Source organism: Enterobacter sp. ENT03, assembly GCF_019218745.1.
Lineage (GTDB): Bacteria > Pseudomonadota > Gammaproteobacteria > Enterobacterales > Enterobacteriaceae > Enterobacter_D.
Genome location: NZ_JAHUXA010000002.1, coordinates 1 through 13,311 on the forward strand (window position 1 = coordinate 1; position 13,311 = coordinate 13,311).

Genomic DNA, 13,311 nt, shown 5'->3' on the forward strand with positions numbered 1-13,311 from the left:
GGCAGTCCACTGCATAAATCTACGTCACAGGCTGCAAGCCTGAGGCCGGGTACGGCATGTGGACTGCATGGCAGAAAGAACCGGCCGGTTCTTTGTGCACGGGAAGCATAATACAAGGCCGGGTAAGCGACAGCGCCACCCGGCACAACAGTCACCTCACAAGGTCGCATTTCCGGCATGCATCCCCGGCACCAGGATCACCTTGCGGCACTCCTCCTGGCGTTTTTCGAAGATCTCATAACCGCGCGCGGCATCTTCCAGCGGCATATGGTGGGTGACGATCTCTTCCGGCGTCAGATGGCCTTTTTCAATCAGCGCCAGCAGATCCGGCAGGTACGCATGGACGTGCGTCTGACCCATTTTAAAGGTCAGGCCTTTGTCGAACGCATCGCCGAACATAAAGGCGTGAATGAAACCGGCGTAAACGCCCGGCACGCTGAGCACGCCGCCGCGACGTACCGCCGCGATACCCTGACGCAGCACTTTACCGCTGCTGCCTTCCAGCTTCAGGTTGCTCAGTACCGTTTCGGTCAGGCTGCCTTTCGCTTCAAAGCCCACGGCGTCGATCACTGCATCCACGCCACGATGACCCGCGGTATGCTCAATGATGTAGGCCGCCGGATCGTCGTTGTCGTCGAAGTTGATCGGCACGATACCGTAACGTTGTTTGGCAAACTCCAGCCGGTAGTCGTTATGGTCGATCATAAAGATCAGCTCCGCACCCATCAGGCGGGCGCAGGCCGCGCTCAGTAAACCGACCGGACCCGCGCCGAAGATCGCCACGCTGGAGCCTTGCTTGATATCCGCGTTTTTCACCGCCTGCCAGGCGGTGGGCAGAATATCTGACAGGAACAGCACTTTTTCGTCCGGCAGGGTATCCGGTACTTTGAACGGGCCGACGTTGGCTTTCGGTACGCGCACGTACTCAGCCTGACCGCCGGGAACACCGCCGTAGAGTTTACTGTAGCCAAACAGCGCGGCGGGCGGCGTAATCGACTTCCGGTTTAAGGTCGCGCCGCCGCCACTGTTGGTGTTTTCACACGCGGAATACTGGTGCATATGACAGAAAAAGCAGTCACCGCAGGCGATCACAAAGGGGATCACTACGCGATCGCCTTTCGCGACGGCGTGCACATCTTTCCCCGTCTCGACCACTTCCCCCATAAATTCATGACCGAAAATATCGCCATGATCGGTGCCGGGGATCTTCCCGCGGTAGAGGTGAAGATCCGAGCCGCAGATCGCGGTGGCGGTAACGCGCAGGATAATGTCGTCTGCCGCTTCGATACTCGGATCGGGCATGGTATCGACACTGACTTTATGCGGGCCGTGATAGGTGAGTGCTTTCATTGTGCGTAGCTCCGGTATCGTAATCGCGTGTTAAACAGAAACTCCGTCAGACCTTGCTGTTACAGCGTGCCGGTACCGCCATCGGAGCACCATACCTGACCTGAACTGTAGCTGTTTTCATTGGATGCCAGCGTCACATAGATAGTGGCGATCTCGGCAGGCTGCCCTGGGCGACCCAGTGGCGCAGAGGCACCAAACTGCTCCAGTTTTTCCTGTGGCTGACCGCCGCAGGCTTGCAGAACCGTCCAGTATGGCCCCGGTGCGACCGCGTTCACGCGGATGCCTTCTTCCGCCAGCTGTTGTGCCAGGGATTTAGTAAAGGCGGCAATGGACGCTTTGGTCTGGGCATAGTCCAGCAGCGTCGGGCTTGGCTGGTAAGCCTGTACGGACGAGGTGTTGATGATCGACGCACCGCGCGGCAGATAATCCAGCGCCGCTTTGGTGATCCAGAACATCGCATAGACGTTAGTTTTAAAGGTAGCGTCAAAATCTTCGGTGGACAGCTCGCGGATGTGATTGCGGAACTGCTGACGACCGGCGTTGTTCACCAGAAGATCCAGCCCGCCCAGCTCTTCAGCCGTCTGTTTGACCAGCTGCTGACAGAACGATTCGTCGCGAATATCGCCGGGAATCGCGACCGCTTTGCGGCCTGCGGCGCGAATAAGTTCAATCACCTCGCGGGCATCTTCCTCTTCTGCGGGCAGATAGTTGATAGCAACATCAGCGCCTTCGCGGGCATAGGCAATCGCCACCGCGCGGCCAATACCGGAGTCACCACCGGTGATCAGGGCTTTTCTGCCCTCCAGACGGCCGCTGCCTTTGTAGGAGGTTTCGCCGTGATCGGGGCGGGGATTCATTTTACAGGCCAGGCCAGGGAAGGGTTGATGCTGACGTTCAAACGGGGGTACCGGATAGCTATCTGCTGGGTTGGAGATACCTGCGGTCGTAACGTTTTTATTGCTCATACTTCGCTCCTTCTGTGTGGCTTTGGGTCTATTAAGCATAGAGCATCAGCGGGAAATGCCAGTTTTCTCGGACTTTTGCACATAAAAAGTTGCTTAAAGGGTGTTTACCGCTTCGTTTCGCCACCCTGGAAAAATCTGCAATTGACGTTTTTACCTTGCGGCATGTCGGAAGGTGCCAAATACTTGAAGCATTAACGATCGTTAGCTGTCCCTGTTTGCTGGTGTGCCCGGGCGCATCGACAAGCGATGATATAAGTGAGGATGTAGTGACAGACACTTACAACAATGCTTCTGGCAGCGACACGTCAACACCTGCGCTAACCCTCTCTACCGCAGAGGAGATGCTGGGAACGGTGGTGATGGAAATGCTGCGAACCGGGCAGGAAATCACCAGGCATGGCCTGTGTGTAAAACTGGCCGCAAAGATTGACCTTTCGACCGATCCGGCGCTTGAAGCGCAATTGACTGAATTGATTGGTCTTGTGTTAAAGAAAGGTTAATGGAACGGGGATATATCCTTCAAAACTATATCTTTCCGGCGCAGACATAGCCATACTCACCGGGTTACACCGTGCCTAACGGTAACAATAATGAGAGGCTCAATGAGCAAGAATGATAAGGAAAGACTGGTAGATACCATCATGGGAGAAGCGGTACTGCACCTTCTCGAAAATGATGACAACGTTTCCTTTGATGCGCTTATCGGCCAGTTACAGGAAAATTTACAGAGTGAAACCGACCGGGAGAAGCGGGATGCTTACCGGACTGCCATTAACGGTGTTCACCAGTTCAGGGCGTTGCAGACCAAAACCGTCAGCGCGCCAGGATCGTTAAAACAGAGTTTGCGCACCACGCTGGCGCAAAAAACGACTTCAATGACTAAGCATTAATCTGTCCCTCTGCTTAACCTTCGGGTAAGCAGAGTCGCCCTTCTAATCAGACTTGCTCTGGCATGTTCCATCGATGCTCCTGTGACTTTGATCATGGCCTGTAGGCCATAGAAGAACACATTCCTCAAGTATCGAGAGTGAAATTGAAACAAGATGAACAGATATGTCTTGAAAACATTCAAGAGGCTATCGGCGAGGCTGCGACTCATCTTATGAGTATTGGTCATGCCATCGATGCCGAAAACATCGTCATGGTATTACGTGCGCGCAGTATGATGACATCAGATCCGCACCAAAAGCAGGTTCTTGACGGGGCCTGTAAGATATTGAAGGTTCGTGTAAAAAAATCCGCGTAACCTGTGAATTCACACCGGCCCGCCACGCGCGTTTCGCGGGGGCCGGGTGGATTTCCTGCTGATAACCCAGGCTTATAAATCGTCCGGGGTTTGCTGAACGATCCTTTCCAGCGCACTGCGATAGACATCCAGTTTTACAACATCCTCTTCCGTTTCCAGCAAGCGGATCACCGCCAGAATAAGGTTCTTATTCGTCACCTCAATCTGATTGCTTCTCAGGCTCGCGGAAAGCTCATGGATGAACAGTCTTTCGGCTTCAAACGTCTGTGCGCTCTGGCCGAAATATTCATTCAACTGTTCTTCTGATGTCGCGCTGTGCATAAAAGATCCTCAAAATTCATATCGTTGCCCTCTTAATATGACGAGAGGGAATGTTTAGCCCAATAAAATTAGTCACCAATGTGATTATCCGCAATGTCAGAAATGAAAATTCTTCAAATATATTTACGCGCACATAAACTTTTTTAGGAATGAGCTTATTCCTCTGCCAGCGCCTGTTTTAAATCTGCCAGCAGATCGTTTTCATCTTCAATGCCCACTGACAGGCGGATTAATTGCGGCGTAATGCCGTTAGCGAGGCGCTGTTCCAGCGGGATCGAGGCGTGGGTCATAAAGAAAGGCTGGCTCACCAGGCTTTCGACGCCGCCGAGGCTTTCCGCCAGGGTGAAAAGTGACAGTCGGCTGATGATCTGCGCGGCACGTTGTTCATCACCTTTCACCACAATTGAGATCATCCCGCCCGGTTGCGCCATCTGTCGACGGGCCAGCTGATACTGCGGATGCGATTCCAGCCACGGGAAATAGACCTGTTCAATCTGCGGCTGCTGTTCCAGCCACTGCGCCAGACGCAGGGCGTTGCTGCTGTGTCGCTCAATGCGCAGCGCCAGCGTGCGGATGCCGCGCAGGGTGAGGAAACTGCTGAAAGGATCGAGTACGCCGCCAACGGCATTTTGCAGATAGCCTAATTGTTCGGCCAGCGCAGGACGATCGCCCACCACCGCCAGTCCTGCTACTACGTCTGAGTGACCGTTAAGGTACTTGGTGGCGGAGTGCACCACGATGTCGAAACCCAGCTCAAGCGGACGATGGATCAGCGGCGACGCAAAGGTGTTATCCGCCACGCTAATCACGTTATGACGCTTGGCGATAGCGGCAATGGCTTCCAGATCGGCCAGTTTCAGCAGCGGGTTGGTCGGCGTTTCTACCCAGATCATCCGCGTTTCCGGGCGGATCGCCGCCTCCAGACCCGCCAGGTCATCCGGTTTCACCCAGCTCACCTGCAAGCCGGTGCTGCGGCGACGCACGTTCTCAATCAGGCGGTATGTGCCACCGTAGACATCGTCGATGGCGACAATGTGGCTGTCTTTGTCCAGCAGCTCCAGTACCGTGGAAATGGCGGCAAGGCCAGAGGCAAAGGCGTAGCCCCGCGTACCGCTTTCCAGTTCGGCGATGGCTGTTTCCAGCGCGTGTCGCGTCGGGTTGCCGCTGCGGGAGTATTCGTAGCCGGTATGCTGGCCCGGCGCAGGCTGGGCAAAGGTGGAGGTGGCATAAATTGGCGGCATCACCGCGCCGTGCTGATCGTTAAACGCGCCGCTGTGCACGCTGAGGGTATTTAATGTTTTCATTTTTCTTCCTTATACACATCGTTGATCAGACCCTGCTCGCGCAGCCAGTCGTCGTTAAACATTTTTGAGAGATATTTGTTGCCGCTGTCGCAGGCAAAGGTGACGACGCGTTTCGGCGTGGTCTGGGCGGCGCAGTAGCGCAGCGCCGCGGTCAGCAGCGTGCCGGTAGACGAGCCTGCGAGTACCCCTTCACGCTGTAACAGCAGGCGCGCGGTGGCAAACGCCTCGGCGTCGCTGACGCGGTACGCCTGTCTGACGCCGTCAATAAGCGCCAGCGGCGGGACAAAGTCTTCGCCGATGCCTTCCACCCGCCAGGAGCCTGCCTCGCCATGACGTCCGGTTTCCACCTGATCGGCAAGAATGGAGCCTTCGGGGTCGGCGAGCACAAATTCGGTATGCGGCGAGTGGCGCGCAAACCAGGCCTGCAGGCCGCCGAGGGTGCCGCCGGAACCGACGCCAACGACAATGGCATCCACGCGGCCGTTAAGCTGATCAAAAATTTCTGCGGCGGTGGCGGCGTGGGCCAGCGGATTCGCCGGGTTGTTAAACTGGTCGATGTAATAGGCGCCAGGCATATCCTGCGCCAGACGCAGGGCATAATCCTGGTAATACTCAGGATGGCCTTTGGTGACGTCGGAGAGGGTGAGCACCACTTCAGCGCCGAGCGCGCGCAGGTGGAAAATCTTCTCGCGGCTCATTTTATCTGGCACCACCAGCACCACCTTGTAGCCTTTTTGCGCGGCGATCAGCGCCAGCCCCAGCCCGGTATTACCGGCGGTGGCCTCAATAATGGTGCCGCCCGGCTTGAGTAACCCCTCACGCTCGGCGGCCTCGATCATCGACAGCGCCACGCGATCTTTAATCGACCCGCCTGGGTTCTGGTTTTCCAGTTTCAGGAACAGCTCACACGGCCCGCGTTGCAGCTTATGCAGCTGGAGCAGCGGCGTATGACCAATCAATTCAGTGACAGAATGGGCAACAGACATGGTGGACGATCCGTAGTTAACATAATGTCTGGATAATAGGTCTGGGTTTTTTGGTGATTAAAGAATCTTTCTCTGCAATATAGATCGAAAAGTAATATCACATGCTGTTCAGCCATCAGGAAGTAAATCCCTGTAGACATCCGGACGTGTTGATTGCTATAAAACGGCACTTTTGCCGTAAAAACAGGCAAATGCAGGGCAAACAGGCGATGTTTTATGCTTTTTTCACCTAACCAATGCTGAAAATAGCCAATACGCAGTCAACCCTTTTGCCGCGCTGTTTATAGCGAACCGTTATAAGTAATGATGATTAAGTTATTTCAAATATAATTGCGACAGATTATTATCGTCTGGACATCCATACTGCTAAACCGCCAAAACGGATAAAAACAACAACATGATCGTCCTCAGGAATATTTCAAAGATTTTTGACCACGGAAAGGTGCCCATCACCGCCGTGGATAGCGTTAACCTGACGGTGGAGCAGGGGCAGATTTACGGCATTATCGGCTACAGCGGCGCGGGAAAAAGCACGCTGATCCGCCTGCTGAACGGTCTGGAAAAACCGACTTCCGGCGATGTCACCATCAACGGACAGAATATCTCCCGCGCTGAAGGTGAAGCGCTGCGCCAGGCGCGCCTGAAGATCAGCATGGTCTTCCAGCACTTTAATCTGCTCTGGTCGCGCACCGTCAGCGAGAACATTGCTTTCTCGATGCAAATTGCCGGGGTGCCGAAAGCGAAAATCACTGCCCGCGTGGCGGAGCTGATCGAGCTGGTGGGCCTCACCGGGCGTGAAAAAGCCTACCCGTCGCAGCTCAGCGGCGGCCAGAAGCAGCGCGTCGGCATCGCCCGTGCGCTGGCGAATAATCCGGATGTGCTGCTGTGCGACGAGGCGACCTCCGCGCTCGATCCGCAGACCACCGATCAGATCCTCGATCTGCTGCTGGACATTAACCGCCGTTTTAAGCTGACCATTGTGCTGATCACCCATGAGATGCACGTCGTGCGCAAGATTTGCGATCGCGTGGCAGTAATGGAAAACGGCAAAGTGGTTGAAGAAGGTGATGTGATTAATGTCTTCACCCATCCGCAGCAGCCGATCACCCGTCAGTTTGTGCGCCAGGTAAGCCAGTACGCGGAAGAAGAGGCGTTTAATCCGGCGCTCGCCGCGGGGCTTGACGGCAGCATCATCAAACTGACCTTTACCGGTAATAAAACCTATCAGCCGGTGGTCAGTGAGCTGACGCTGCGCTACGGCCTGTCGTTTAATATTCTGCACGGCAAAATGACGCAAACCGCACATGGCCTGTTCGGGCAGCTGTGGGTGCACGTGGTGGCAAATCAGGAACAACTGAACAATATCCTTGCCGATCTGCAACAGAGTGATATTGAAGGCGAGGTAATTAAGCATGATTGAGAATTTACTGCCCCACCTGAAAGTGGACCAGCTGTGGGCGGCGACGCTCGAAACCTTATATATGACGGCGCTGTCCGGCGTGGCGACCTTTGTGCTCGGCCTGCTGCTGGGGCTGGCGCTGTTCCTGACCGCCAAAGGCGGCCTGTTCCAGAATAAGCCGTTGTACAGCGCGATTTCGGTGGTGGTGAACGTTTTCCGCTCCATCCCGTTCATTATTTTGATTGTGTTACTGATCCCCTTCACCAAGACGATTGTCGGCACCATTCTCGGCGCGGATGCGGCACTGCCGGCGCTGATTGTCGGCGCGGCACCGTTTTATGCCCGCCTGGTGGAAATCGCGCTGCGTGAAGTGGACAAAGGTGTGATTGAAGCGACGCGTTCGATGGGCGCGCGCCTCAGCACTCTCGTATTCCGGGTATTAATCCCTGAATCCTCGCCTGCGCTGGTGTCGGGTATTACCGTCACGCTGATTGCGCTGGTGAGCTATAGCGCCATGGCGGGTGTTATCGGTGCCGGTGGCTTAGGAAATCTTGCATATCTGGAAGGATTCCAGCGTAACCATAACGACGTCACGCTGGTGGCGACAGTGACCATTCTGGTGATTGTCTTCATCATTCAGTTCTGTGGCGACGTGTTGACTTCTCTGTTAGATAAACGCTAAGACTGGCCCATCAGGCTATTTTACTTGCCAGTCCGGACCTGGGCAGTGCTCGAAATCCTCACGTACTTACGTGTACGCTCCGGTTTCTCCGCGCTGTCCGAGTCCAGACTGACTGCGACAATATACGCCTGATGGCCAGTCTATAAACATAACAATTACTGGAAACCAACATCATGAAAAAAACACTCACACTGATTGCCGCCGCCACCCTGAGCGCCCTGAGCTTTGCGTCCTGGGCTGATACCCTGACCGTGGGCGCATCCAACGTGCCGCACGCGGAAATTCTGGAGCAGGCGAAGCCGATCCTCGCGAAAGAAGGTATCGATCTGGAGATCCGTCCGTTCCAGGATTACATCCTGCCGAACACCGCGCTGGCGAGCCGCGACATCGATGCTAACTATTTCCAGCACATCCCTTACCTGAACAGCGTGCTCAAAGATCATGCGGATGACAAAACCTATGATTTCGTCAGCGCTGGCGCGATCCACATTGAGCCGATTGGTATCTACTCTAAAAAATACAAATCGCTGAAAGATCTGCCGGAAGGCGGCAAAGTCATCATGCGTGACGCTGTGGCGGAAGAGGGTCGTATCCTGTCTATCTTCGAAAAAGAGGGCGTGATCAAACTGAAGCCGGGCATCGACAAAGTGACCGCGCGCATCAGCGACATCGTGGAAAACCCGAAAAAGCTGAAGTTCCTGCCGAACGTCGAAGGTTCCCTGCTGCCGCAGATGTATAACAACGACGAAGGTGACGCGGTGGTGATCAACGCCAACTACGCCATCGACGCCGGTCTGGATCCGGTGAAAGATCCGATTGCCGTAGAAAGCGGTGAGAACAACCCATACGCCAACATCATTACCGTGCATCGCGGCGACGAGAAGAAAAAAGACATTGTAGAACTGGTAAAAGTGCTGCATTCGAAAGAAATCCAGGACTGGATCCGCACCAAATATAAAGGCGCGGTGATCCCGGTTAACAACTGATCCTGCCCCCCACACGCGCTGGCCGTTGCTGGCGCGTGTTTCCCTCATCCCCCCGTATGAAATTCCTCTGTGATAGTAGTCACCAATCCTAAACAATTAAGTAAATAATTAATAACAATCCTCTACTATTGCCGGGACAAGCTGAGCAGAGGTTGAGATGAAAGATGTCGTGATCGTAGGGGCCGTGCGCACGCCTATCGGCTGTTTTCAGGGCGCTTTATCTCGTCATTCTGCGGTGGAACTCGGCAGTCTGGTGGTCAAAGCGCTTATCGAACGCAGTGGCGTGATCCCGCAGCATATAGATGAAGTGATCCTCGGACAGGTGTTAACCGCCGGTGCCGGGCAAAACCCTGCCCGCCAGACGGCGATCAAAGGCGGGCTGCCGAATTCGGTTTCTGCCATCACCATTAATGATGTGTGTGGTTCGGGGCTGAAAGCGCTGCATCTGGCGACCCAGGCAATCCAGTGCGGCGAGGCGGATATTGTTATCGCCGGTGGCCAGGAGAACATGAGCCGGGCGCCCCACGTGCTGACCGACAGTCGCACTGGCGCGCCGCTTGGCAACAGCCAGTTGATTGACAGCCTGGTGCATGACGGCCTGTGGGATGCCTTTAATGATTATCATATGGGCGTGACGGCGGAGAACCTGGCGCGGGAGTACGGTATCAGCCGCCAGCGGCAGGATGACTACGCGCTACGCTCTCAGCAAAAAGCCCGCGCGGCCATCGATGCGGGCCGCTTTCGGGATGAGATTGTCCCGGTACTGGTGGATCGCGGCGGTGAGAGGCTACAGGTGGAATGTGACGAGCAGCCGCGCACCGATGCCAGCGCCGAAGGGCTGGCGGGGCTCAGTCCGGTGTTTGAACGCAGTGGGTCGGTGACGGCGGGCAATGCCTCCTCTATTAATGATGGCGCGGCGGCTGTGCTGATGATGAGCGAAAGCAAGGCGCTGGAGCTGAATCTGCCGATCATGGCGCGCATCCGGGCGTTTGCCAGCGTTGGGGTTGATCCGGCATTGATGGGGATCGCGCCGGTGTATGCCACGCGGCGCTGTCTTGAGCGCGCGGGGTGGCAGTTGCAGGACGTTGATCTGATCGAAGCCAACGAAGCCTTTGCCGCGCAGGCGCTGTCGGTGGGGCAAATCCTCGAATGGGACGAACGGCGGGTGAACGTCAACGGCGGGGCCATTGCGCTGGGGCATCCGATTGGCGCGTCCGGCTGCCGTATTCTGGTATCGCTGGTGCATGAGATGGTGAAACGCCGGGCGCACAAGGGTCTGGCGACGTTGTGCATCGGTGGCGGTCAGGGCGTGGCGCTGGCGATCGAGCGCGACTGAGTATGTCATCTTGCCGGGTGGCGCTGCGCTTGCCTGGCCTGCATGCTGGTTCATTGACTGTTCTGCCGGGCGGCGCTCTGCTTGCCCGGTCTACATGCTGGTCATTGACTGTTTTGCCGGGCGGCGCTGCGCTTGCCCGGCCTACGTTTGCTTTTTGTAGGCCCGGCAAGCTTGCGCCGCCGGGCGTGCCAAACCTTTCCTCTCACTTCCCTCCATAATCGCAATTAAGCTAAATCTCACTGTTTTGAATTTTTTGAAATTAAAATTTCTTCTCTCGAATTAAGTCCTCATTCCAAAAAAAATGAATGATTATAAAATTAATGGTGAATAGAAAATAAAATCACGGAGGGTATTATATGTCTGCTAATTCACTATCTTGCTGATATTTATAGTTTTTCATTTTTTATGAAATCTTTGTTGTTAGGACGTTAATAATATATTTATGTGATCTTCGTCTTTAATAAATGGGGTTATCACAAATTAATATTGATGCTCATCACGACTTTAAGCACCGCTTTTCAGTAAGCAAATAATTACGATCCGGATCACTAAAAAAACCTTTTTAAAAAAATAAAATGCAGTCTCATAAAAACGGAACGATATTTTAAATTTTTGAGGGTGTTTTCATGTTTAAAAAGTCTCTGGTCCTTGCGTCTCTCATTGGTGCCTCCTTCGCGGCCCAGGCCGTCACCGTCGATCTGCGCCACGAATATATTGACAGCGGCAGCAATGCCGACCGTGTTGCCGTATCACACCGTTTTGATAATGGCTTTGGTTTCGGCGTGGAAGCGAAGTGGAAATCAGGCGGTGATGATGCAGATAAACCATTAACTGAAATCGTTGGTAATGGTCATGAAGAATCTATTAACTGGCGCTGGAAAGCGACAGATAATTTTGCGCTGACACCAGGCTTTAATATTGAAAGTAAAGACAGCTTCTCTATTTATAAACCGTATCTGCATGCACAGTATACCTTCGACAGCGGTTTCTATGTGGCAGGTCGCTACCGTTATGAGTACACTCGTAACCCTGACTCAAATGTGGTTGATAACAAAGTAAATAAATTCGATGCGTGGGTAGGCTGGGCGATGGGTGACTGGCGTACCGAGCTGAACTACGTTTACGCCAAGAGCACCGAAGACGTGGTACGTGAAAACGGCAAAACGTATTCCAACGAATATAACGCCAAGCTGGCTTATAAATGGGATAAAAACTGGTCACCGTATGTTGAACTGGGTAACGTAGGCGTACGTAATACCGACGAACGCCAGACCCGTTATCGTGTAGGCGTGGCATACTCCTTCTGATATAAACCTTACCCTCATGAGAAGCCCTGGCGCAGTTAGCCGGGGTTTTCTCGTTTCTGATATTTGAAGGAATACACGAGGGAGTAGATAAATACTTTAGCGTAACAACGTCGGCTTATTTACAAATAAAAAAAGGCCCTCCCGAAGGAGGGCAAGGCCAGTTACAGAAAGAAACACACTCAATTACGCTTGCAACATTTCACGCTGCTCAGGAAGCTTCGCAATATAAAGGGCAGGTTTGCCATCTTTATCGGAGCTAAACAGGATCGCACTGTCGTCCGGTGTGAAGGACGGGTGCGGGTGAGTCACCTGACGACTGTTCTCGAAGGTGGCCCAGGAAGTATCGTGACGCGCCACGCGGAAATATCCGCGTTGCGCCACGTCAAAGACGTACAAATAAGGATCGTTATCGATGGTGTAACCGCCGGTATCTTTCACATCTACCGGGGTACCGGAACCGTCGCCGACCAGCAGCGTCCCGTCGAAGTTGCTCATCAGATGCGAACAGGCTGGCATTTGCATAACGTCTTCATTCACGCCGGTGTCCGGATTGAAGCGGGAAATGGTGCGGCCCTGCTGTCCTTTCAGATAGGAGACGTAGACCAGCGCGGAGCCATTCGGTACCCAGAATTCGTGGGTGCAGCTTTCGCCCTCGGCATGATCTTTCACTTTCCGCACATTGCTGCCGTCTTCGTTGACCAGCCACATACGTGCGTCGATCAGATCGTGTGGGCCTTCATGGCAGAATGCCACGGTGTTGTCGTCGAACGGACGGTAGATTGGATGGCCAAGCCAGATCTTCTCATCATGGATCACAGTGCTTTCGCCGGTCTGCAAATCGATACGCATCAGGCGGCAATGTGGGCCTTTATGGAAGAAATCGTGGAACAGTTGCCAGTCGGTCAACGGCGTCCAGTCGCTTTTAGCGATCTCAATGCCTACCAGTTTGGTGCAATCACTGTTGGCAACCCAGGTGCCGTAACCAACCCACTCGTCGGACACGCGGTAGACTTCGCGCTCGGCGTAAGTGGTGAGATCCACTTCGCGCAGGGTGCGATCGTTTTTCACGTAATAAAGGAAGCGATCGTCCGGTGACAGGAAGCCGCCAAATGTGTTGTCGCCACTGCCTTCGGTCAACTGCACCGCTTCGGCTTTTTCAATATTCAGTAAGTAATAATTCCAGTGGCCATCAAATTCACCGGCGAAAAGCAGATGACTGCCATCGTTGAAAAAACACTTCTGATAGAAGTAGTTACGATGACAGGTGACTTCCGGTGGAGTTAAGCGGGTGATTTCCGCGCCCGTGTCGGGGTCACGACTGACGTCATACTGAAGTTTTACCCGCATGCCTTTCGCCATAATGCGCTCCTTTTCCTGGTCCGGTTGTAGGGCGGTGTTCCACAGAGTAATGAGTTTAAAAGCTGGGTGT

General features: G+C 54.1%; 13 protein-coding genes and 1 pseudogene. 8 read left to right on the plus strand and 6 right to left on the minus strand.

Translation table 11 applies throughout. The features are described 5' to 3' along the window. Nucleotides 1-156: 156 nt before the first annotated feature. Together KW828_RS04955 and KW828_RS04960 are read right to left on the minus strand one after the other, a co-directional pair. Nucleotides 157-1,350 (minus strand): zinc-dependent alcohol dehydrogenase, encoded by a 1,194-nt coding sequence (locus KW828_RS04955; protein ID WP_072569875.1) that lies wholly within the window; start codon nucleotides 1,348-1,350, stop codon nucleotides 157-159. 59 nt (nucleotides 1,351-1,409) lie between these two features. Then, nucleotides 1,410-2,315 carry an SDR family oxidoreductase gene (locus tag KW828_RS04960; RefSeq protein WP_218335376.1) on the minus strand — a complete coding sequence of 302 codons (906 nt, stop codon included), beginning with the start codon at nucleotides 2,313-2,315 and terminating at the stop codon, nucleotides 1,410-1,412. Between the two features lie 266 nt (nucleotides 2,316-2,581). On the opposite strand from KW828_RS04960, the gene KW828_RS04965 reads away from it, so the two are divergent. From KW828_RS04965 to KW828_RS04975, 3 genes are all read left to right on the plus strand, one after another. Beyond that, nucleotides 2,582-2,815 (plus strand): hypothetical protein, encoded by a 234-nt coding sequence (locus KW828_RS04965; protein ID WP_218335377.1) that lies wholly within the window; start codon nucleotides 2,582-2,584, stop codon nucleotides 2,813-2,815. Nucleotides 2,816-2,917: 102 nt separating this feature from the next. Beyond that, the gene (locus tag KW828_RS04970) at nucleotides 2,918-3,205 is read left to right on the plus strand and encodes a biofilm development regulator YmgB/AriR family protein (RefSeq protein ID WP_218335378.1); all 288 of its coding nucleotides are present in this window, start codon (nucleotides 2,918-2,920) and stop codon (nucleotides 3,203-3,205) included. Between the two features lie 137 nt (nucleotides 3,206-3,342). After that, nucleotides 3,343-3,561 carry a hypothetical protein gene (locus KW828_RS04975; RefSeq protein WP_218335379.1) on the plus strand — a complete coding sequence of 73 codons (219 nt, stop codon included), beginning with the start codon at nucleotides 3,343-3,345 and terminating at the stop codon, nucleotides 3,559-3,561. 72 nt (nucleotides 3,562-3,633) lie between these two features. Here the strand turns inward: KW828_RS04975 and KW828_RS04980 are convergent, their stop codons facing one another. The 3 genes and pseudogenes from KW828_RS04980 to KW828_RS04990 all read right to left on the minus strand — a co-directional run. Continuing rightward, entirely contained in the window at nucleotides 3,634-3,882 is a 249-nt protein-coding gene (locus KW828_RS04980) for a biofilm development regulator YmgB/AriR family protein (RefSeq protein WP_088221392.1), read from the minus strand. Nucleotides 3,883-4,037: 155 nt separating this feature from the next. Continuing rightward, nucleotides 4,038-5,186, minus strand: coding sequence for a PLP-dependent aspartate aminotransferase family protein (locus KW828_RS04985; RefSeq protein ID WP_218335380.1), 1,149 nt, complete (start codon nucleotides 5,184-5,186; stop codon nucleotides 4,038-4,040). Nucleotides 5,187-5,206: 20 nt separating this feature from the next. Continuing rightward, a pseudogene (locus tag KW828_RS04990) lies at nucleotides 5,207-6,172 on the minus strand (PLP-dependent cysteine synthase family protein); the annotation flags it as partial. Between the two features lie 397 nt (nucleotides 6,173-6,569). Here KW828_RS04990 and KW828_RS04995 point away from each other — a divergent pair. From KW828_RS04995 to KW828_RS05015, 5 genes are all read left to right on the plus strand, one after another. Then, a complete protein-coding gene (locus KW828_RS04995; protein ID WP_218335381.1) occupies nucleotides 6,570-7,592 on the plus strand; it encodes a methionine ABC transporter ATP-binding protein in 1,023 nt (340 codons plus the stop codon). Further along, nucleotides 7,585-8,253, plus strand: a complete 669-nt coding sequence (locus KW828_RS05000; RefSeq protein ID WP_218335382.1) for a methionine ABC transporter permease — start codon at nucleotides 7,585-7,587, stop codon at nucleotides 8,251-8,253. Before KW828_RS04995 ends, KW828_RS05000 begins: the two co-directional genes overlap by 8 nt. Before the next feature lie 173 nt (nucleotides 8,254-8,426). Then, entirely contained in the window at nucleotides 8,427-9,239 is an 813-nt protein-coding gene (locus KW828_RS05005) for a MetQ/NlpA family ABC transporter substrate-binding protein (RefSeq protein WP_088221396.1), read from the plus strand. Nucleotides 9,240-9,396: 157 nt separating this feature from the next. Continuing rightward, nucleotides 9,397-10,575, plus strand: a complete 1,179-nt coding sequence (locus tag KW828_RS05010) for an acetyl-CoA C-acetyltransferase (RefSeq protein WP_218335383.1) — start codon at nucleotides 9,397-9,399, stop codon at nucleotides 10,573-10,575. A 626-nt stretch (nucleotides 10,576-11,201) separates the two neighbouring features. Beyond that, the gene (locus KW828_RS05015; RefSeq protein ID WP_218335384.1) at nucleotides 11,202-11,882 is read left to right on the plus strand and encodes an oligogalacturonate-specific porin KdgM family protein; all 681 of its coding nucleotides are present in this window, start codon (nucleotides 11,202-11,204) and stop codon (nucleotides 11,880-11,882) included. 183 nt (nucleotides 11,883-12,065) lie between these two features. Here KW828_RS05015 and KW828_RS05020 read toward each other — a convergent pair whose 3' ends face one another. Then, nucleotides 12,066-13,241, minus strand: a complete 1,176-nt coding sequence (locus tag KW828_RS05020; RefSeq protein ID WP_218335385.1) for an oligogalacturonate lyase family protein — start codon at nucleotides 13,239-13,241, stop codon at nucleotides 12,066-12,068. Nucleotides 13,242-13,311 lie beyond the last annotated feature (70 nt).